Annotated in this window: 15 protein-coding genes; 2 read left to right on the top strand and 13 right to left on the bottom strand. The window is 62.9% G+C overall.

Translation table 11 applies throughout. The features are described from left to right. Nucleotide 1: 1 nt before the first annotated feature. The 6 genes from AB5202_RS02990 to AB5202_RS02965 all read right to left on the bottom strand — a co-directional run bounded on the left by AB5202_RS02990 (nt 2) and on the right by AB5202_RS02965 (nt 8,883). On the bottom strand, nt 2-1,330 hold the full coding sequence (locus AB5202_RS02990; protein WP_368143553.1) for a TadA family conjugal transfer-associated ATPase: 1,329 nt from the start codon (nt 1,328-1,330) through the stop codon (nt 2-4). Then, nucleotides 1,327-2,973, bottom strand: a complete 1,647-nt coding sequence (locus AB5202_RS02985; RefSeq protein WP_368143552.1) for a nucleotide-binding protein — start codon at nt 2,971-2,973, stop codon at nt 1,327-1,329. Before AB5202_RS02985 ends, AB5202_RS02990 begins: the two co-directional genes overlap by 4 nt. Continuing rightward, nucleotides 2,973-3,632: a Flp pilus assembly protein CpaB gene (gene cpaB, locus AB5202_RS02980; protein ID WP_368143551.1), complete on the bottom strand. Its 660-nt coding sequence runs from the start codon at nt 3,630-3,632 to the stop codon at nt 2,973-2,975. The genes AB5202_RS02985 and cpaB overlap by 1 nt, the downstream gene beginning before the upstream one ends. A gap of 252 nt (nt 3,633-3,884) precedes the next feature. After that, nucleotides 3,885-4,838 carry a ribosome small subunit-dependent GTPase A gene (gene rsgA, locus AB5202_RS02975; protein WP_416378174.1) on the bottom strand — a complete coding sequence of 318 codons (954 nt, stop codon included), beginning with the start codon at nt 4,836-4,838 and terminating at the stop codon, nt 3,885-3,887. A gap of 565 nt (nt 4,839-5,403) precedes the next feature. Next, nucleotides 5,404-5,862: an IS200/IS605 family transposase gene (gene tnpA / locus AB5202_RS02970; protein WP_368143549.1), complete on the bottom strand. Its 459-nt coding sequence runs from the start codon at nt 5,860-5,862 to the stop codon at nt 5,404-5,406. Between the two features lie 339 nt (nt 5,863-6,201). Beyond that, complete coding sequence (locus tag AB5202_RS02965; RefSeq protein WP_368143547.1) at nt 6,202-8,883, bottom strand: cation-translocating P-type ATPase; 2,682 nt, start codon at nt 8,881-8,883, stop codon at nt 6,202-6,204. A gap of 441 nt (nt 8,884-9,324) precedes the next feature. Here AB5202_RS02965 and pyk point away from each other — a divergent pair, with 441 nt between their 5' ends. After that, the gene (gene pyk / locus AB5202_RS02960; protein ID WP_138374409.1) at nt 9,325-10,785 is read left to right on the top strand and encodes a pyruvate kinase; all 1,461 of its coding nucleotides are present in this window, start codon (nt 9,325-9,327) and stop codon (nt 10,783-10,785) included. Between the two features lie 202 nt (nt 10,786-10,987). Here pyk and AB5202_RS02955 read toward each other — a convergent pair whose 3' ends face one another. From AB5202_RS02955 to pheS, 6 genes are all read right to left on the bottom strand, one after another. Then, entirely contained in the window at nt 10,988-11,836 is an 849-nt protein-coding gene (locus tag AB5202_RS02955; protein ID WP_368143546.1) for a hypothetical protein, read from the bottom strand. A gap of 79 nt (nt 11,837-11,915) precedes the next feature. Next, on the bottom strand, nt 11,916-12,686 hold the full coding sequence (locus tag AB5202_RS02950) for an energy-coupling factor ABC transporter ATP-binding protein (protein WP_052044000.1): 771 nt from the start codon (nt 12,684-12,686) through the stop codon (nt 11,916-11,918). Between the two features lie 44 nt (nt 12,687-12,730). After that, complete coding sequence (locus AB5202_RS02945; RefSeq protein WP_035136805.1) at nt 12,731-13,567, bottom strand: energy-coupling factor transporter transmembrane component T family protein; 837 nt, start codon at nt 13,565-13,567, stop codon at nt 12,731-12,733. Beyond that, nucleotides 13,545-14,630, bottom strand: coding sequence for a cobalt transporter CbiM (cbiM, locus tag AB5202_RS02940; protein WP_035136804.1), 1,086 nt, complete (start codon nt 14,628-14,630; stop codon nt 13,545-13,547). The genes AB5202_RS02945 and cbiM overlap by 23 nt, the downstream gene beginning before the upstream one ends. A 246-nt stretch (nt 14,631-14,876) precedes the next feature. Beyond that, nucleotides 14,877-17,330, bottom strand: coding sequence for a phenylalanine--tRNA ligase subunit beta (pheT, locus tag AB5202_RS02935; protein WP_035136803.1), 2,454 nt, complete (start codon nt 17,328-17,330; stop codon nt 14,877-14,879). Nucleotides 17,331-17,393: 63 nt separating this feature from the next. After that, a complete protein-coding gene (gene pheS, locus AB5202_RS02930) occupies nt 17,394-18,470 on the bottom strand; it encodes a phenylalanine--tRNA ligase subunit alpha (RefSeq protein ID WP_117770495.1) in 1,077 nt (358 codons plus the stop codon). 505 nt (nt 18,471-18,975) lie between these two features. On the opposite strand from pheS, the gene AB5202_RS02925 reads away from it, so the two are divergent. Further along, the gene (locus tag AB5202_RS02925; RefSeq protein WP_368143545.1) at nt 18,976-20,559 is read left to right on the top strand and encodes a carboxypeptidase M32; all 1,584 of its coding nucleotides are present in this window, start codon (nt 18,976-18,978) and stop codon (nt 20,557-20,559) included. Nucleotides 20,560-20,656: 97 nt separating this feature from the next. Here the strand turns inward: AB5202_RS02925 and glmM are convergent, their stop codons facing one another. Continuing rightward, the gene (gene glmM, locus AB5202_RS02920; RefSeq protein WP_368143543.1) at nt 20,657-21,988 is read right to left on the bottom strand and encodes a phosphoglucosamine mutase; all 1,332 of its coding nucleotides are present in this window, start codon (nt 21,986-21,988) and stop codon (nt 20,657-20,659) included. Nucleotides 21,989-22,050 lie beyond the last annotated feature (62 nt).

Raw genomic sequence — 22,050 nt, 5'->3', positions numbered from 1 at the left:
CCTACGACGAGGGGCACAGCGACCTCCATTCGTCCACCTCCTCTTGTGTGAGCGTCCCCGACCGCAGGCCTTCTGCGATAAACGGCGGCTCGCGGTCAAGCGTCCAGGTGCGCTCGGCGGCATCGAAAGTCACATAGCGCTCGAGCTCTACGCCGCCCGACGCGGCGCGACGCACCCCCGAATACGAGGAGACGAAGCGCCTGCCATCGGCGTGGCGCTCGGACATCACGATGCCGTCGAGCGCCATGGCAATCTGCTCCTCGATGAGCTCGCTCGGCAGATCGATGCCATAACGTGCAAGCAACGTCAGACGCACCACGGTCTCCTGCTCGGAACCCGCATGAAGTGTGGTGAGCGACCCGTCATGGCCCGTGTTCATGGCCTGCAACATGTCGCAGCACTCGGCACCGCGCACCTCGCCCACCACGATGCGGTCGGGGCGCATGCGCAGGGCATTGGTCACCAAGTCGCGGATCGTCACCGCGCCCTCGCCCTCAATTGAAGCCTCGCGCGCCTCTAGGCGCACCACGTGCGGATGATGCGCAAACTTGAGCTCGGCAGAGTCCTCGATCGTCACGATGCGCTCGCCGGTGGAGATCTCGCATGACAACGCGTTGAGCAGGGTGGTCTTACCAGATCCCGTGCCTCCCGCAACCGCCAGGTCCTGTCGCAGCGACACCGCGCACGACAGCAGCTGCGCATACCAAAGCGGCAGCGACCCCAGCCCCACAAGCTCGTCCAGCGAGCAGATGCGGTCCGAGAACTTTCGGATGGTGAGAATCGGTCCGTCAATCGCCACAGGCGGAATCACCGCGTTGACGCGATAGCCCGTTTTGAGGCGGGCGTTGACGATGGGGCTGCGCTCGTCGATACGGCGGCCAAGTGGCGAGATGATGCGGTCGATAAGCACACGGATCTGCTCATCATCCTCAAACGCATGCTCTATGGGGTGCAAGACGCCGCCGCGTTCAAAGAAAGCCGAACGGCAGCCGTTAATCATGATCTCGGTAACGGTGTCGTCCTCGATGAGCGGCTGCAACGGCCCCAAGCCCACCACGTCATCCAAAATCTCGTCGATGATGGTCTCGCGCTCGGGCGTCGCGAGATCGGTCGGCTCCTCAACATTGAGCGCCGCCTCCACCGCGGGACGCAATTCCAAGCGGGCAAGTGCCGGGTCGATATAGGCGCTGATACGCGCCACTTCGTCGTAACCCATGCGGTCCATCACGGCGCGCTTGGTGCGTCGTTTCACCGCGCGGCGACGCCCCGCATCTACAGGCGCTGCCGCCGCTGCAGCGCCGGCAGCCTTAATCCTCGTTTGCAGGCTCATCGCTGATCACCCTCGCGCGACCAGGGAAGGCGGATACGCGGGCGTTCGGTGCGCGTTACACGGTCGGCGACCATATCGCTCCAAGGGCCGACGGCACACCCCAGTTCCACGAGCATCTCGCGCGTGGCCTCGCGTACGCTGGTCGCAAAAGCGCTGGTCTGCCCCACTGCCTCGTCAGCGCGCCCAAACGCCATGAGCGCGGCGAGATCCTGCCCGCCATCGGCGATACGAATCTTGGAGCTCAACGCACAGGCAATCTCAAAGCGCATAGCGACGTCCTCGTCTGTCCCGCGCGCACCGAACCGGTTGAACACGGCGCTCATGCGCGTGCGCGGCACACCTACTCGACTTGCCAGTTCAATGACGCGCGACGCCGACGTCGCGGACGACACCGCAGCATCGCCAACGACCAGGCAACGGTCGCTCGCCGCCACCGCAGCCGCCACGGCGTCGCCCCAAAAGACCGAGGTATCGATAAAGACCACGTCGGATTCGCGACGCAGGACATCAAGCAGTAGCTCCACCGGACGTGCCATGAGCTCGGCTTGCTCGGGAGCCGCGACGGGACCCCAGAGCGTAACGCCCGGCGCCACGCGCATCGATGTGGCTACGATATCCGGCTCGGTGAGCGCGCCCGCCGCCGGCTCGATAAGTGCCGCCATATCGCGCGGAGCATCGACGCCTAACAAGTCGTAAAGGTTTCCAAACATCAGGTCCAGGTCGAGCACGGCGGCACGCAAGCCCAACAGCGACGATGTGTGTGCCATGGTGGCAACGATCGTCGACTTGCCGCAACCGCCCGAACCCGAAATGGCGCAGATGACCGGAGCTCGATGCTGCGGAGCGGCAGCGTCTGCCGGCGGCATCGGAGGCGGCGGAGCGGGTGTCGGTGACAGCGTCCCCGTCTCCTCCGCCGCAACCACACGCTGCGCCCAAGCCGGCATGGCAGCTTGTTCGGTCTGCGAGGCAGGCTTGTTTTGTGCAATCTGCTCATGCTGCATCAGCGACAACTCGCCGCACCCGGCAAAGCCCTCAACTTCGTCGAGTTCATCCACCAGATTCACGCCGTACACGTATCCCATATCTACAGCCGGGGAGTCGCCAGCATGCTGCTCCGGCCCTCCAGCGTCATCGTATACAAGGGGGTTCCGGGGGCGCCGACCATGCTCGGCTTCCGCTTTTCCATAATCATCAACACGCGGGCCTCTTGTAGCGCGAGGCGCCCCGGGTTCCCTATCAACAAAAGCATCGGGCTCAATCGTCATGCGCCGATCGGAATCAACCGCTCCCTCGCCCGCGCGCCCGTTGCCGCATATACTGTGCGCAGCGATGACCTCGGTCGCCCCCGCGCGAAACAGCCCCTCGATATCCGACGGATCGAGCGCTTCTATCAACACGACCACGCGACTCACGCGGCCTTCGGCCGTCAGGCGCGCAACAGTCTTGCGCACATCTTCGGTATCAAACAGAGACGCCGCGATGATGGCAGCCCCGCGGCGCGACGGAAACGCCCGCGCCATGGAAACCAGCCCGTCCAGGTCACCCACGCGAAGCACCTGTGCACCCGCATCACGGCCCTCGACTTCCTGCTGCAACAGCCCGTAATCGCCGCACGCGCAGCACGCAAGCCAGATCGCCTTCATCACTCGTCGCCTCCGCTCTTTTTGCCGCGCGCCGTGGCGGGAATCGTCAAGCTGACCGTTCCCTTGCCCGAGGCTCCCAGCAGTTCCTTAACGTCTTCGGGGTCAGCCGCCAGCGTCACCCATTCGATCTTGCCCTCGCGCGTGGCACCGGAATTCTCACTGGTATCGATCACGTGCGCGCCGCACAGTCGATCGGTTACGCCGTCTTTTTGCACATACACATCCACGTAGCTGCCCACGCCCGTGGCACCGCCGACCGAGTGCTCGGCATCGACCGCCACCGAAACGGCGACCTTGCCCTTAGGCACCTCGAGCTTGTGGCTCTCGGCCTTGGTGTAGACATTGCAGATCACGGCGTTTTTGGGAATACGCGAAGTCGTCACGTCGCCGCGCACCTGGCGCAGCTCGATCGCCGCGTCACGCGGCAGCAGACTCGTCAGCCATTCCTGGGTTATGACATTGGTCTCATCGAGGGTCTCGCCCACATCGATATCGCGCGCCGCGACGCATACCTCGACGTGATCGCCACCGTACTTGGCCAAGGCCTCAGCCTGGACCTGTTCGGCTTGCGAGCGGATCGACGAGCCGTAAACCATGCAGAGCAGAGCAGCGAGCACGCCCGCGACCAGACTGATGGCGATGCGCTTGCTCTTGTTCACGGCCGCTCCTCTCATGGCAGTGCCGGGCGAATGCCCGTACCACCATTGTCTGGGCGGTCAGAGCGCAAAGCGGCGCAATCGCGATCTTGGTTTTCGATGTCAAACCAATCACTGACCAAAAGCTGACCAGCCCGTCAAGCTCGTGGCAAGGTTTTGGCCAACACGTCAGCAAACTGCATGTTTCGAGGCTTTTCCGCAGCAAAAAAGCCGTCTCCCGAACAGTTGGGAGACGGCTGTCATAGGAAAAATCAATTACAGATGGACATCGGGATCGAGCATCTGGGCACTCACGCGCATGGATGACGCCAGGTTTTGGAACGTCTCCAGACGCAGGCTGTCGATCTGTCCGGCATCTTCGGCCTCGCGAACGGCGCAACCCGGCTCGTGAGTGTGCGTGCAATCGCCAAACCGGCACGCACGCGACGCCTCGACGATCTCAGGGAAGGCACGCGCCAGACCCCGCTCATGCCCCACAAGCGGCAGGCTGCGCAGGCCCGGGGCATCGGCGATCACGCCGGCGTCGCCCGGCAGCGCCACCATCACGCGCGCAACCGTGGTGTGGCGACCCTGGTCATCACGCTCGCGCACGCCGCCAGTGGCCAGCGCATCGTGGCCCAGCAGCGCATTGAGCAGCGTCGACTTGCCGGCGCCCGACTCGCCCAAGATCATGGCACAGCTCCCAGCCGGCACGCAGGCGCGCACCTCGTCCAGGCCGAGGCCCTCGGCAGAAGACGTCACGATCACGCGCACGTCCGGACCCACCAGACGGCGCACACGGTCCAGATCGCGCTCGAGCTCATCGGCCTCGCAGCGGTCGGCCTTGGTGAGCACCACCACCGGCTCGGCATCGCAGTCGAGCGCCAGCACCAGCGAGCGCGCCACGCGGTCGAGCAGCACCTCGCCGGCGCCGAGCGCCTGCACGATCAGCACACTGTCAACGTTAGAGCAGAGCACCTGACGCTCACCGCGGGCACGGCCACGCCAGCGCTCAAAGCTCGTACGGCGCGGCAGTACGCACTCAATCACGCCCATGTCGTGCCCGGGAGCACGGCGAACCGCCACGCGGTCGCCCACGGCGGGCAGCAAGACCTCGTCCTCGCCACGCGACTTGGCAAACCCTACGGCATGCTCGGCACGAAACGTGTCATCGGCAGTTGCCACCAGCGGAAACCCGCGGTCCAGGCGCACCACGGCACCGAGCTGCATCTGCTCGGGCTCCTCGGCCTGGGCGCAAAAGTCGTCAAATGCAGCCTGCTGAGCCGCATCGACCGGCAGGTCATCGAACGCCGGAACATCCTGCAACGCATCGAGCCCCGGTACACTCGCCAGCAACTCCTCAGCAGATGCAGGGGCTTCGGTCGCGAGCTTCCGACGACGATCACGCTTAGCCCGCGCCCCCGTCGTCTTTTTCTTCGCCTTAGCCTTAGCCTTAGCCACAAACGCCTCCCAGCACCAAAAATCACAACTGAGCAGGTATTTTAAATCAAAAAGAGCTGGCCGGGCAAAGCCCGACCAGCTCACACACTTTCCCTCAGCCCTTTATCATCCGCACGGGAGAAAAGTCAGCAAGGATACCGCAGGGCCCGCCCGCCGGGAGGGGTTTCCTAAGGGCACATCCCTTAATCAAACAAATCAGAACCACCCTTAAAAAGGGTGGTTTGCTCTTAGGGTATAACCCACGGGCCCCGGGCTCGCGTCTAAAGGCGCGGGCCCGGACTTCGTCCAGGCCTAGTGCATCTTGACCCGTGGCGCGCCGGTCGAACCGGCGGGATCACCCCCTCTTGAAGGGGTCCTCGTACTCCTTCACGCTCAGCTTGTCCAGCGCGATGTCGTGGGACTCCTGCTCCCTGATGTACTTGGCGATCGTCGCCTCGTTCAGGCCGACGGTGGACACGTAGTAGCCCTCCGCCCAGAACTTCCTGTTGCCGAACTTGTACTTGAGGTTGGCGTGCCTGTCGAATATCATCAGCGAGCTCTTCCCCTTCAGGTAGCCCATGACGCTCGCGACGCTGTACTTCGGCGGGATCGCCAGCAGCACGTGCACGTGGTCGGGCATCAGGTGCCCCTCGATTATCTCGATCCCCTTGTACTCGCACAGCTTCCTGAGGATCTCCCCTATGTCGCTCCTGATTTGGTTGTAGATCACTTTGCGCCTATACTTCGGCGTGAACACGATGTGGTACTTGCACATCCACTTCGTGCGGGAAAGGCTGTAGGCCTTCTGGGCCATGGCGACCACCCCTTCGACTCGAATTCTTGACGGCCTGAACAATCGTCAATATCGGTCGGAGGGGTGGCTTTGTAAAGCCGTTTGTCTCCACCCGCGTAGCGGGTGGTTTAAAGCTGGCCGCTGCGCGGCCAGCGGACTAAAGTCTTGAAAAAGAGCGGTCGAGCAATTGCTCGACCGCTCACCGTCTTTCCTTCAGCCCTTTTCATCCGCACGGGAGAGAAGCCAGCAAGGATAGCGCAGGGCCCGCCCCGGAAGCCCTTTCTCCCGAACGATCCCGCAGCGCGAAGCGCGAGGACCAGTGAGGGAGAAAGGGCGTGGGGCGGGCCCGGACAGGTTAACTTACTCCTTCTCGACCGCGCGCATGATCGCCTTGTAGATCTCCATCAGCGGGATGATCAGGAAGGCCAGGCCCAGGGCGGCGATAACGCCCTTGAGTTCAAGCGTCACAGGGCCAAAGAACATCTCGGCAAGCGTCGGCTGCACGGTTACGATCACTGTCAGCACCAGCGCCAGCGCGGCCGAAGCCCACAGCCACTTGTTCTGCTTCTTCATGCTAAACAGCGACGCACGACGGCTGCGCATATTGAAGCAGTGGAAGATCTCGACCATGTTGAGCGTGATGAAGGCCATCATCACGCCTTCCTCGTCGGCATTACCGGCGATCATATCGGCGATGTGGATGTAGCCCATGTCAAAGTACACGCCCACAAAGAAGCTCGCCAGCACCAGCACGGTGATGATCAGGCCCTGGACCACGCAGTCCAGGCCCATATTGCCGGCAAAGACACCGTCCTTGGCGTTGCGCGGTTTGCGCTTCATGATGTCGCCCTCGGCGTCCTCCATACCCAGCGCGAGCGCGGGGAAGCAGTCGGTGACCAGGTTCACCCACAGCAGCTGCACCGGCTGGAAGATGGTAAAGCCGATGAGCGTGGCGATAAACACCGAGAACACCTCGGCAAGGTTGGCCGAAAGCAGGAACTGGATGACCTTGCGGATGTTGTCGTAGATGCGACGGCCCTCTTCGCAGGCACCAATGATGGTGGCGAAGTTGTCGTCGGCAAGCACCATGTCGGCAACGTTCTTGGTGACGTCGGTGCCGGTGATGCCCATACCGACGCCGATGTCGGCGCGCTTGATGGACGGGGCATCGTTGACGCCGTCGCCCGTCATGGCGACGATCTGGTCGCGCGACTTCCAGGCCTCGACGATGCGCGTCTTGTGCTCGGGCTGGACGCGGGCGTACACGCCGTAGTCCTCGATGTGCGCGTCGAGCTCCTCGTCGCTCATGCGGTCGAGGTCGGCACCGGTAATGGCATGGCTGCGATCGGTGACGATTCCCAGCTGCTTGGCAATGGCCACGGCGGTGTCGATATGGTCGCCCGTGATCATGACGGTGCGAATACCGGCGTCGTGGGCCTCGCGGATGGCGTCGGAGACCTCGGGGCGGACCGGGTCAATCATGCCGGACAGGCCGCAGAAGACCAGGTCATGCTCGAGCGCGGCGGGGCTGCAATCGGCCGGGACCTCGGTGTAGGTGCGGCTTGCCAGCGCCAGCACGCGCAGGGCCTCGTCGGCCATGGCCTTGTTGGCGGCCACGAGCTCGGCGCGACGCTCCTCGGTCAGCGGAACGACCCTGTCGCCGTCGTAGATATGGGTGCACAGGCCGATCACCACGTCGGGCGCGCCCTTGGTGTACTGCTCATACTCGCCGTCCAGGGTCTCGACGACCACGGACATCATCTTACGGCCCGAGTCGAACGGGGCCTCGCCCACGCGCGGGTGCTCGGCAGTCAGGCCAGTAAGACCAGCCTTGCCGGCATCGTTGACGAGCGCGCACTCAGTCGGCTCACCAACGGCCTCGCCCAGGTCCTCGTCCCACTGGGCATCGGAGCACAGCGCCATACCGGCCAGGAACTTCTCCTTAGGCGCAGCGAGCTCGTGCTTGACGACGGTCATCTTGTTTTGGGTAAGGGTACCGGTCTTGTCGGAGCAGATGGTCTGCGTGCAGCCAAGGGTCTCGACGGCAGAGAGCTTGCGGATAATCGCCTGGCGCTTGGCCATTTTGGTCACGCCGAGCGAAAGCACGATAGTCACGACGGCAACCAGACCCTCAGGGATGGCGGCGACGGCAAGCGAGACAGCGACCATAAAGGTATCGAGCAGCGCGGTCGGGTCGGTGAGAACGTTGCCCACGCCGTGGCGGATGATGTCGACGCCAAAGATAACGACGCAGATGACGATAACCATGATAGTGAGGATGCGGCTGAGCTCGGCAAGCTTCACCTGCAGCGGCGTGAGCTCTTCCTTGGCCTCGGCCAGGGCGCCGGCGATCTTACCCATCTCGGTGTTCATACCGGTACCGACTACGACGGCGCGGCCACGGCCGTACACCACGGTGGAGCCCATGTAGCACATGTTCTTGCGGTCGCCGAGCGGCACGTCGTCGGTGCCGGCGGCGAGCTCGATCACGTTGGCATGCTTCTCGACGGGCACGGACTCGCCGGTAAGGGCGGCCTCCTCGATCTTCATCGTGGCGCTCTCGAGCACGCGGCAGTCGGCCGGGACGGAGTCGCCCGCCTCGAGCATGATCACGTCACCGGGCACGAGCTCGGCGCTCGGCAGGTGCACGAGCTTGCCGTCGCGCAGCACCTTGGACTGCGCCGCGCTCATCTCCTGCAGGGCCTCGAGAGCCTCCTCGCTTTTAGCCTCCTGGACCACGCCCAGCACCGAGTTGACGATAACGACGAACATGATGATGGCGACATCGGCAAAGTCCGCCTCGCCCTTGACCATGCCCGTGAGCGCGCTGATGACGGCGGCAACGATCAGCATGATGACCATGGGGTCGGCCATCTGCTCAAAGAAGCGCTTCCACAGCGGCGTCTTCTCGGCTTCCTCGAGCTTGTTAGGGCCTGTCTTAGCGAGGCGCGACGACGCCTCGTCGTCGCTCAGGCCGAGGTTCTCATCGACACCTTGGTCGCTGAGCACCTCCGCCGCGGCGGACAGGTATTCCTTTTGCATATAGAGTCCCCTCCTGGGATTCGGGCCACTCAGCAGATTGATGCCCGATCATAATTCCCAGGAGAAGGGCAAGGGCTCATCAAGGCTGCCGTGCTGAGCGGCAGTTGATAGTGGAGCTATGGTACCCCAAAGCAACGCGTCTAGCCAAAACAATCCATTTGGAAATATGGTCCATAAGCAACGGTGCAGACCGTGTGATGCTCAATACTGATAAAACGTTTTTTCTTCGGCGCATCATCAAATTGAAATATCGCCCAGATAGCAGCGGTTAGAACGGTTGGTAAAGTTTTTGCATATACCGTTTTTCCGCAAAAAATGAACTTCTAATTCGGCATACGGTCGATTTTTTGGGGTATTCGGACGCCATTTCGTTATAATCAACTCGGTTTTATTTCTTATGGTTTATCTATCAGCGCAAGACGATGTCAGATGGAGGTCTGAATGTACAAGCGCACCAAGATTGTATGCACCATGGGTCCCGCCTGCGATAGCGACGAGACCATCCGCGAGATGATCAAGGCGGGCATGAACGTCGCCCGTTTTAACTTCTCGCACGGCTCCTACGACGAGCACCACGGTCGCATCGAGCGCGTCCGTCGTATTTCCAAGGAGCTCGGTATGCCCGTCGGCATCCTGCTCGACACCAAGGGCCCCGAGGTCCGCACCGGCCTTCTGGTCGACGGCAAGAAGGTTGCCGTCAAGACCGGCGACAAGATCGTCGTCACCGCTCAGCCCACGACCGAGGATTTCCACGGCACCTCTGAGCACATCTCCCTCGACTACCTGGCTCTGCCCTCCGAGGTCGAGAAGGGCTCCCTCATCCTGATCGATGACGGCCTGGTTGCCCTCGAGGTCGAGTCCGTCGACGGCCAGGACATGACCTGCGTCGTTAAGAACGACGGCCTGATCGGCGAGCGCAAGGGCGTCAACATGCCCAACGTCAACATCTCGCTGCCCGCCATCACCGAGCGCGATCGTCAGGACATCCTCTTTGGCCTGACCGAGAACATCGACTACATCGCCGCTTCCTTCATCCGCGACGGCGAGTCCGTCCGCGGCATCCGCGAGCTTTGCCGCGAGAACGGCGGCGAGCACGTGACGATCTTCCCGAAGATCGAGTGCGCCCTGGGCGTCGAGAACTTCGACGAGATCCTCGAGGCTTCCGACGGCATCATGGTCGCCCGTGGCGACCTGGGCATCGAGATCAAGCCCGAGCTCGTTCCGCACATCCAGAAGGAGATCATCGCCAAGTGCAACGCGGCCTACAAGCCCGTTATCACCGCTACGCAGATGCTCGACTCCATGCAGCAGAACCCGCGCCCGACGCGCGCCGAGGTTGCCGACGTTGCTAACGCCATTTACGACGGCACCGACGCCGTTATGCTGTCCGGCGAGTCCGCTGCCGGTAAGTACCCGGTCGAGGCCGTCAAGATGCAGGCCAGCATTGCTCTCGAGACCGAGAAGTACCTCCCGGCTCACGCTCCGCTCGAGGTTCCGGCTGACGCTCACGGCACCCGCGTTGTCAACAACGTTGTGGGTATGTCCGCTGTGAACATGGCCACCACCGTTGGCGCCAAGTGCATCACCGTGCCGACGACCACCGGTCGTACCGCTCGCCTGATCTCGCACTTCCGTCCCAACATGCCGATCTGCGCGTTCTCCCGCCACGAGTGGGCCGTCCAGCAGATGATCATGTACTGGGGCGTTATCCCGCACCAGGCCGAGATTACCCAGGGCACCGTCAACGGCACGATCGTCAAGGCGATCGAGACCGCTAAGGAGCTCGGCTACGTCGAGGCCGGCGATCTGACCGTCGCCACCGCCGGCGACCCCCGCATGAGCGTCCAGCTCGAGGACAAGGTCTCCTCGACCAACGTCGCTTACGTCGCTCAGGTGCGCTAAATCGTACTTGCAAGCACATTTGCATTGCAAAGGGCCCGGAAGGCATTGCCTTCCGGGCCCTTTTTAAGACCTTCTTCATATGCCGCCTCATCGATTTGCGTTCAGTCGCAAGCCTCTCCGATGCCGAGTGCACCACCGAAGACGCCCTGCGACGGGAGCCGTTGGTCAATTGGGATGAACTGTTCACCGTCAAGCCGGCCAGCTAGCAGCTAGCAATCAGGGGAAGCGCAGGCATATCGGGCGATTCGACGCGAGGCGCAAATCCCGCCTCGGTTAGCTCGATGACCTCGGTAAACGTTGTATCGAAAAACTCCTCGGTTAGCAGGCGATACGGCGGATGATCGGACTCGCCGGGGTTTTCGCGTACAATCTCGTGCATAACGCCGATGGTCTTGAGCACATACTCCTTATGGATGGGATACTGACCAAAACGGGTCGCCGCAGTATACAGGCGATCGGTCGCGCGCGGTATCGAAACGATGCCGAGTGTCTTGCCAAACCAGTCAAAGTCGCCTTGCTTTTTAATGCGGAATTCCTCGCACGGCTTGCCGCCGTGCGCCTCCAGGTACTGATTCACACGCGTATTCCATACGGTATCGGCCACCAGATGCGACCAAACGCCCAGCGTCAGATCGAGCAGCGACTGCGCCACGTCATCGGGCGCGAGCGAAAGCTCGCTAGCACCGGGACCGGCGACCGGCTCGGCGTCCTTGTAACGTTGGGGATAATGCACCCGATTGAGTCGCTCGCGCTCCTCGACAATCGAGGTCGCGGCAGCTGGCGCACCGGTGGGCGAACTTTTAAGCAACGGTGCCACATAGGTATCCCAGAACTCATGCTCACGAGGCTTAGGGATAGGTTCGGGCTTTGCAAAGTGCGTAATGCGGTACGGGATGGGATCGGCGATGCCAGGGACCATATAGCCCACGAAGATATCCGGAACCACGCAGCCAAACAAAAAGGCATTGCGGTCGCGCACGCTATTGGCAAGCGCACCGGTGCGCTCCAGCAAACGCTCCGTCTGAGCGATATGAATGTTCCAGCTTGGCATAGCCACCCCCATAAAAACCTGGATAACTATACCATCACGGCAAAGCCGCGCGGGCGGCTACGCACGCTCCACGCAGCAACTATTCCACAACGCCGCTCTCGGTTCCATACGACGATACCGGCGCCTCGACCACATGGTGATATCGATCGATAAAGATTGCACGGGCACCCAGGCGTCGTACCAAATCCTGATGGTGCGTGCTCATCAAGACCGTCTTACCGGCAGCAACATAGGCCAGTAGAAAGTTGACCACGATGTCGCAAGAGTCCTCGTCAAGTCCGTTGGTAGGCTCGTCGAGCACCAGGATATCCGGGTTCATCGACACGACGGCAGCCAGCGCCACGCGCTTCTTTTGCCCGCCCGAAAGCTGATAGGGCGAGGCATCGACCAGATCGGCAACCTGGAACAGCTCCATGGCGTCGCGGACGCGACGCTCGAGCTCGTCTGCCGGCAGCCCCATTTGAGCCGGGCCAAACGCGACCTCCTCGCCCACCGTGGCGCAAAAGAGCTGCGCATCGGCATTCTGGAACACAAAGCCCACGCGCTGATGGAACCGCTGGGCCGTCGCGGAATCCTTGAGATATGCCGCATCGACCGCATGCCCGTCAAACAGATACGCACCCGCGTCCACAAGTTCAAGGCCGTTGATAAGGCGCATGATCGTCGTCTTGCCGCAGCCGTTGGGACCGAGCAGAGCAACGAGCTCCCCACGGTTCACCTGCAATGAAATGCCGTCGATCACCGTATGACCCGCATAGGAAAACAGCACGTCGCGAAACTCGATGATCGGCGTGACCTCGGTGCCGGCAGCACCGCTCGCACCCATCGCGTTATTCGTATCGTTTGCCAAAACGTCGCCCTTCCCTACTCACATCGACGGTTCGACCGTCCGCGCTACAGCACCGCGCACAACACGGCGAGCAACGCAACGCCGGCCGCGTAAACCGCATCGCGCCAGCCAAAGCCGCTCCGTGCAGGCGCCGGATACACGCCGGCGAAGCCGCGGCACAGCATGGCCTCGTCCATCGCGCGGCTGCATTCCATCGCCTTGATAAACGTCATGCCCATGATACCCGCCAGCGAGTCGGTACGCGAAAAACCCGCGGGCGCGGAACCGACGCTGCGCAGCATGACCGATTCGCACAGATCGTGCGCCGTGCGTCCCAGCACCTCGATATGCTTGAGTGCCATATCAAACGTAAAGATAACCTCGTCGGGCAGGTGCAGCATTTTGAGCGCCGCCGACATGCGGCTCCAGGTAAGCGTCCACGAAACACCCAGCACCAGCGACACATTAATAAACGTCTTGAGCGCGATCTTGAGCATGGCGCCCGTGGCAGACGCGCCCAGCAGCAGGGCAGGCAGTGCCAGAACCACGGCAAGCCCCGTGGCGCCGAGCGCCGGTACAAAGGTCGCACGCAGCCCGCGTGCGGGGCGCACCGCGACCAGCACCAACGCGATTGCCGCCATCAGCATCAGGTACAGCGGACTCTGCGTCAGGCACACGCACAGGACGCAGACGAACATCCCCACCAGGCGCACCGGAGCCGAAACGCAAGAAAGGGCGCGGTCGACCATCGACCCGCCCTCGTGCGCGCCTCCACCCAGGCGAACCCGCTCAAGCAGGCTCGCCAGGTGCAGGACATTCTTTTGCATCACACGATGCCGAGCCCCCGCGGGCTCGTAACGCTGCTCGGTCGCAAGCCAGCTAGGCAGCTCGGCTATTGCCATGAGCACCGCTTTCCTTGACCGTCAGCGAGATCAGACGGAATGCGATGGTGAGCACCGCCACGCCAATCACGCCGGACAGGATATACATGGCAGCCTGACCGGCAAAGCCAAGACCCTGCTCCTCGGAATAAGCCTGCAGGTAATCACCCGTGGGCAGCGCGTCGGCAAAGGTCGGGGTATCGAGGCCGACCGAAGCCTGCAGGCTGTCGTCGCCAGCCTCCTGAACGGCGGTCGCGGCGCCCTCGGCGTCCCACTCACCCCAGGCGTCACCGGTGGCAAGCAAGCCCAGCGGCGTGGCCACCACGAGCACGGCGACCAAAATGAGCGTGGGGACCAGCGAGGTCTTCTTGGCAGCAGCGCCCTCGGCAGCAAGCTGGCCATCGACGGCCTCGGGCCCGACGATAATGCTCGGCGCCGTCTTCTTAATGAAACCGTAGATGGCGGCCGTCGCCACGCCCTCGATCACACCGGCAACCAGCATATGCGGGATCAACATGGCCGGAATAGCCACGGACAGCGGGAAGGGGCAGTACAGCGGAGCGCCCGAAGCGTTGGTGAAGAGCATCGGCTGAATACCGAACTCGACCGCCGCGCACAGGGCCGCCAGGCACAGGCCAACCCAGCCGCTCACGATGGCAGAAACCGAAGTGCCCCAGCTCTTGTCGTGCAGACGGCTGTTGAGCGCACGAAACACGATAGCAGCGACAAACGGCAGCACAAAGGCCATGTTAAAGCAGTTGGCGCCAAACGACAGAACGCCGCCGTCGCCAAATAGCAGCGCCTGCAGCGCCAGCGCGACCGAGACAGCGATAGCCGCGGCCTCGGGGCCCAGCAGCAGCGCGATGAGCGCGCCGCCGACGGCGTGACCTGTGGTGCCGCCGGGCAGCGGCACGTTGAACATCATGAGCAAGAAGGAGAATGCGGCGCAGATGCCCAGGAACGCCATATGCTCGCGATCGAGCGTGGCACGCACCTTCTTGATGCAGTGAACCCAAACGGGCACCATCGCCACCGCCATGACGGCATCGGTCTGCGGGGACAGATAGTTATCTGGAATGTGCATGTACGCCTCCCGGTTGTCGGCGCACAGAATTGCAACGCCGCTTAAATCACCTTGACAGTGTTACGTATTGTCAAATTCGTAACACGACGCGGGCTATCATAGCAAAACGGCGCACTGCCGACAAAGCAGCACGCCGTTATGTAATGCGCGTGTCATATATACAGGCTCAACGGTGCCTCATACCGAGCATAGCGGTCACGTAGGACTCGGCGGCAGCCACCGCCGACCCATATCCCAGTGCAGGACCTATCCGCGGACCTCGCCGTTTACGCCCTTGCACACCTTGGTGACGATCTTCTGGTGTGCTTTTTCGACCTCTTCGCTGGTGAGTGTGTGGTCGTCGGAGCGATACGTAAGCGCAAAGGCCATGGACTTCTTGCCCACGCCCACGCGGACCGGGTCGCGGTAGACGTCGAACAGGCGCACGCCCTCGAGCAGCTTGCCACCGGCGCTGGTAATGCGGCGCTCAAGATCCTCGCAGGTCACGGAGTTATCGACCACGATAGCCAGGTCGTGCTCAACAGCCGGATACTGCGAGAACTCGCGGTAGTTCTCCTGGTTGCGAGCGCCCTTGATCAGCTTGTCCAGATCGAGCTCAAAGGCAACGACGACCTCATCGATGCCCATCGCCTCGCGCGCCTCGGGGTGAATCTCGCCGACCCAGCCCAGCACGGTGCCGCCGGACAGGACCTCGGCGGCGCGACCCGGCTGCAGGAAGGCATAGCCCTCGCCCTCGACGGGACGGAAGCGAACCTTCTCGATGCGCAGCTGGGCGAGCAGCTCCTCGACGATGCCCTTGCCAAAGAAGAAACGCAGCTTACGGTACTTCATGCTCCAAGACTGCTCGCTCCACTGGCCCGAGAGCACACCCGCCACGGACTTGGTCTCCTTGGGTAGGCTGGCGTTCTCGCGGCCGTGGAACAGGCTGCCGACCTCGTACAGGTGCACGTTGGGCGTGCCGTGGGCCTCGTTATAGGCCACAGACTGCAGCAGGCCCGGCAGCAGCGAGCGGCGCATCTCGGTCTGCTCGGCCACCAGCGGGTTCATGAGCACCACGGGGCAGCCGCGGCCCTCGGTGGACATGCCGATCTTCTCCAGGTCGCCCGGGGCGGCAAAGCCAAAGGTCGTGGTCTCGTTGAGGCCACAGGCGCGCAGGATCTCGCCGACCTTGCGGGTAAGCTTCTGCTCGCGCGTCAGACCGCCGATGTGGTTCTTGGCAGCCGGGATGGTCGCCGTGACGCGACCCATGCCCCACAGGCGCAGGACCTCCTCGATCAGGTCAATCTCGCGCGGCAGGTCGGGACGGAAGCTCGGCGGGGTGACCATAAAGTCCTCGCCGTCGCGCTCGACGGTGCAGCCCAGGCGGGTGAGCGAGCGCTCGATAAAGTCGGGCTCGATGTCGGCGCCGCAGATGGCGTGCACGCGGGCCAAGCGCAGCTTGATGCTGTCGATGGTCTTGGGCGCGGGGAACACGTCCACATAGCCGGGGGCGACCTCGCCGCCGGCGATCTGCTCGATGAGCGCGCAGGTAACGTTGGCGACATCCACGCAGCCGGTCTCGTCGACCTGGCGCTCAAAGCGAATGGAGGCGTCGGAGATCAGCGACAGGTCGCGGCTGGTGTGCGAGGTGCGACCGGCGTTGAAGCAGGCGCTCTCGACCATCACGTCGACGGTGTCGTCCTCGATCTCGGAATCCATGCCGCCCATAACGCCGGCCAACGCCACGGGACGCTCGCCGTCGGTGATGAGGCCCATACCGGCGTCGAGCACGCGCTCCTCGCCGTCGAGCGTCGTGAACTTCTCGTCCTGCTGGGCGGCGCGAACCACCACACGACGGTGGCCATCGCGCTCGGCAAAGGTGTCCAGGTCAAAGGCGTGCAGCGGCTGACCGGTGAGCATCATCACATAGTTGGTGATGTCGACGATGTTGTTGTGCGGGCGCACGCCCAAGGCGTTAAGGCGCTTGACCATCCAGTCGGGCGACGGGCCGACCTTGACGTTGCGCACGATGCGGGCAACGTAGCGGTCGCACAGGCCCTCGTCGGCAATCTCGACCGAAAGCTCGTCGTCGGTCGCGCGGCCGGTCTCGGCCTTGATGGCGGGCAGCTCAACGTGGAAATCGCGGTCGAAGATGGCGCCGGTCTCGCGGGCCATGCCGATCATGGACAGGCAGTCGGGACGGTTGGGCGTGATCTCACAGTCGAGCACGGTGTCGCTCGAGCCCACGTACTCGGCAAACGGCATGCCGCAGGGCGTATCCTCGGGCAGGATCATGATGCCGGAGTGGTCGCCACCCAGGCCGAGCTCGCGCGCGGAGCAGTTCATGCCCATGGACACGACGCCGCGAAGCTTGCTCTTCTTGATCTTGACGTCGCCGGGAAGCACGGCGCCAATCATGGCCGTGACGATGTGGTCGCCGGCCTCGAAGTTCTGCGCGCCGCAGACGATCTGCAGCGGAGCGGGATTGCCGTCGGCGTCGAGATTCTTGTCGCCCACATCGACCGAGCACACATACATGTGGTCGCTATCGGGGTGCGGGATCTTGGTGAGCACCTTGGCGGTCACCACGTGGTCGAAGGACTCGCCCACGGTGTCGATCGCCTCGACCTCGGTGCCGGTACGGATATATTCGTCCGAAAGGGTCTTGGGATCCTCCGGAATATCGATCATGGTCTTGAGCCAGTCGTAAGAAACGCGCATCTAACTGGTCTCCTTTCATAAATGCGGCTTTGAGCCGGAAACTGCAACTAAGAAGAAAGCGTTCTAGAACTGGTTCAAGAACCTCATGTCACCAGTCATCAACGTGCGCAGGTCGGGCAGGTCGTAGCGCAGGGCCGCGACGCGCTCGGCGCCAATGCCAAAGGCGAAGCCGGTGTACTTCTCGGGATCGATGCCGCAGTTGATCAGGACGTTGGGGTCGACCATGCCGCAGCCCAGGATCTCAATCCAGCCGCTGTGCTTGCAGAAGTTGCAGCCCTTGCCGCCGCACACGTGGCAGCTCACATCCACCTCGCAGCTCGGCTCGGTGAAGGGGAAGAAGTGCGGGCGGTAGCGCGTCTTGCGATCCTCGCCAAACATGCACTTAACAAAGTAGTCGAGCGTGCCCTTGAGGTCGCCAAAGGTGATGCCCTCGTCGACGACCAGGCCCTCGATCTGGTTGAACTGCGGCAGGTGGCAGGCGTCGGCCGTGTCGGGACGGTAGACGGTGCCCGGGCAGATCATGTAGATGGGCGGCTTCTGCGACTCCATGGTGTGGATCTGCACGCCCGAGGTCTGGGTGCGCAGCAGTACGTCGGACTCGCCGTGAGCGTGAGCCTCGGGATGTGCGACGCTGCCGGGGTTGTTGTCGACCACATAGAACGTGTCGCGAGCCGAGCGGCTCGGGTGATCCATGGGCGCGTTGAGCGCGGTGAAGTTGTAGTAGGAGGTATCGACCATGGGGCCGGACTCGACGGTGTAGCCGATGCCGCAGAAGATGTCCTCGGCCTCCTCGATGATCTGCTTGATCAGGTGCTGGTGACCGATCTGCGGACGGATGCCCGGCAGCGTGATGTCGACGGCCTCGTGCTCGAGTGCGTGCTTGAGGGCGGCGGCCTTCATCTCGGTGGTGCGCTCGTCGAGCATGCCCTCGATCAGCTGGCGCATCTCGTTGGCGCGTTTGCCCATCATGGGACGATCCTCGGGAGCGAGCTTGCCCATCATGCGCATCAGGCCGGTGATACGGCCCTTGCGACCGAGCAGCTCAACGCGCGCAGCCTCGAGCTTGGCGGCGTCGTCGGCGCTAGTGACGAGCTCCTTGGCCTCTTCCTCGAGTTTGACCAGATCATCAATCAGACTCATGTCTTCCCTTTCGTCTCTCGCGTTCCCCGCTTGCCGAGGCGGCTGCCGCCGTCTGACGTTGCGAAAACGCGGCCCGGTTCGGTAACAAAAAACCGCCCTCGGGCATGTGCATTGCCCAAGGACGGTTGAATTCCGCGGTACCACCTTGTTTGACCCGACGGATGTCTGGCCCGCCGCGCCCACTCTTTGCCCCTTGTCGCGAGGCTCACGGCTTCCCTACTGGGGACATCGCCGCCGCTGGCCGCGCGCCCGTTGAGGTCGCTGCTCGGAAGTGAACGCTTGGCCCTTGCCACCGCAGGAAGGTTTGCAGCCCATGACCTTCCCTCTCTTGCCGGCGACGCGGCGGGCAAAACCCTCTCCGTCAACGCATTGGGCTATAGGATAACACATTTCGCGAGCGCATCGCCGCGTTCCGTTTTGTTCGCGCTGGGTACAAGGCAGGTAGCTGTGCAAATTGGCCGCGCACCCGCCTGCGGCGCTCGGCCTGCGAGATTAAGGATACGGTATGGGAAAGAAACTCGATAAGAAGGCCCAGGCCGCCGTGGCAAAGGCTGCCAAGGGCGTCAAGGCTGCTAAAGTCGACAAGGCCGTCAAAAAGTTCCGCAAACTCGAGGGCAAGCTGTGGACTCGCGAGTACCTGCTCAAGATTGCCGAGTTCGATGGCGCGACGATTGCCCCCGCCAACGGCGCCGCGGCCCGCGCCGATGCTATGGGCACGCTTGCCGGCGAGCATCACAAGCTCCTGACCAGCGAGAAGTCCGTTGAGCTCGTACGCTCGTTAGCGCGCGAGACGGTTGCAGGCGGACACGTAGACGACCCGCAGCTGCTCGACGAGATCCGCGTGCTCGGCCGCGACCAGCGCGAGGCAAGCGTTATTCCTACCGAGGAGGCCGAGGCCTGGACCAGGCTCACCTGCGAGGCCGACGCCGTGTGGCACAAGGCCAAGACGGCCAACGACTGGGCGAGTTTTGAGCCCTATGTGGATAAAATCGTCGCCCAACTTAAGCATCAGGCCGAACTCATGGACCCCAAGCGCGACCCATACGACGTTTGGCTCGACCAGTACGAGCGCGGCCTTTCTGCCGAGAGCTTCGATGCGTTTTGCGATGAGGTCAAGGCGACGGTCGTGCCGCTCGTGCACGCCATCGGCGAGCGCGGCCAGCAGCCCGCTGCCGACTTTTTGCACGCCCGCGTGCCCGAGGCCGCCCAGCGCGCCATGAGCTTCGACCTTATGAAGCTCGTCGGCCTGGACCTGGACGACACCACGCTTGCCTTTACCGAACACCCGTTTAGCGAGGGCTTTGCCGTGGGTGACGCGCGCATCGCGACACACATCTACGAGAACGATTGCATCTCCAACGCCTACAGCATCATCCACGAGGCGGGACATGCCATGTACGAGCTGGGCGTCAATCCCGCCTATGCGCGCACCTGTCTTGAGGGCGGCACCTCCATGGGCATCCACGAGAGCCAGAGCCGCTTCTTTGAGAACACCGTGGGTCGCAGCCGCGCCTTTATGGGACCGCTGCTCGAGGTGCTGCGCCGCCACGCACCCGAGGTCTACGGCGACGTCGACGAGGACACGCTCTACCACGCCGTGAACATCGCGCAGCCTTCGCTGATCCGCACCGAGGCCGACGAGCTCACCTATCCGCTGCACGTTATGGTGCGCTACGAGATCGAGCGCATGCTGTTTGCCGGCGAGGCCACGGCCAAGGACATCCCCGCGCTTTGGAACCGCTTCATGGATGAGTACCTGGGCATTCCCGTTCCCGACGACACGCACGGCTGCCTACAGGATACGCACTGGAGCGGCGGCTCGTTTGGCTACTTCCCCACCTATGCGCTGGGCAGCGCCTACGACGCCATGTTTGTGCCGGCCATGTGCCGCGACGGTGTCGACCTCAACGGCGCCTGTGCGAGCGGCGACCTGACACCCGTCCGCGCCTGGCTGGGCGAGCACATTTGGCAGTGGGGCCGCGCCAAGGACGCGCCGGAGCTCATCAAGGGCGCGTGCGGCATGGCATTCGATGCCCGCTACTACTGCAGCTACCTGCAGGACAAGTTCACCACGCTCTACGAGCTGTAAGGCATAACCGACACGCCAACGCAAAGGGGACGCCGCGGAACCAATCCGCGGCGCCCCCTTTCCACCTAGTCGTTTAAGAACGTCCCCAACGACTACCTTACAGAGCTTCCAGCGCGGCGGCGATGCGCTTCATGGCGGCATCGGCAGATGCTTGGTCGGGCGCCTCGGCCAGCACGCGGATAACCGACTCGGTTCCGCTCTTGCGCACGAGCACGCGGCCCTCGCCTGCCAGCGCAACCTCGGCCTCGGCGATGGCGTTCTGCACGCCCATGTTCTCGAGCGCGGCGTCCTTGTCCGCCACGCGCACGGCCACCTGCGCCTGCGGCAGCAGCTTGCACGGAGCCGTGAGCTGCGAGAGCGTCTCGCGCTCGGCACGAATCACTTCCATCACGCGCAGCGAGGTCATAATGCCGTCGCCCGTGCGCTCGATATCGCCAAAGATCGTATGGCCCGTCTGCTCGCCGCCCAGGCTGTAGCCGCCCTCGCGCATCTTGGCATACACGTGACGGTCGCCCACGCCGCTGGTCACGGCGCTCAGACCGGCAAGCTCCAACGACTTGATCAGGCCAAAGTTGCTGGCAATCGTCGGCACCACGGTACCGCCCGAAAGGCGACCGTGCTTGTTCAGATACACGCCGCACACGTACAGGATCTGGTCGCCGTCTACCACGCGACCGCGCTCATCCACGGCCAGGCAGCGGTCGGCATCGCCATCGTAGGCAAAACCCACGTCCAGGCCCTGCTCCACCACATGGCGCTGCAGACGCTCCATATGCGTGGAGCCGCAGTCGACGTTGATGTTAAAGCCATCGGGCGCGGCATTGATCACGCGCACGTCGGCACCGAGCGCGTCAAACACCGGCTTGGCCACCGAGGAAGCCGAGCCGTTGGCGCAGTCGATACCGATCTTGACGCCCTGCAGCGAAAAGTTCGCACTTGCAATGAGCGAAGCAATGTAGCGGTTGCGGCCCTGCATGTAGTCCACCGTGGCACCGATGTGGTTGCCCGTGGCCAACGGAACTTCGCTCTTGCCATCGATGTAGTCCTCGATGAGCTCCAGTACGTCCTCGTCCATCTTAAAACCGTCGCTATTGACGAGCTTAATGCCGTTATCGCAAAACGGGTTGTGGCTCGCGCTGATCATGATGCCGCAATCGAAGCAGCCCTCCACGGTCTGATGTGCCACGCCCGGCGTCGGGATCACGTGCAGCATATAGGCGTCCGCACCGCTCGCGACCAGACCGCTCACCAGCGCCGCCTCGAACATATAACTCGAGCGACGTGTGTCCTTGCCCACGATAACGCGCGCCTTGCGCTCGCGGTTGGCGCCGTAATACCAGCCCACAAAACGGCCAATCTTATAAGCGTGCTCTACCGTCAGCCCAACGTTGGCCTCACCGCGAAAGCCGTCGGTGCCAAAGTACTTCATGCGCTCTCCTTACAAAATAGGGGCGAACAGATTGTCTGTCCGCCCCAAAATGGTACTCGATT

This window comes from Collinsella aerofaciens, assembly GCF_040915545.1.
Classification (GTDB): Bacteria; Actinomycetota; Coriobacteriia; order Coriobacteriales; family Coriobacteriaceae; genus Collinsella; species Collinsella aerofaciens_BE.
Note: the sequence above shows the minus strand (reverse complement) of the source record. Positions and strands in the feature narration are given on the sequence as shown.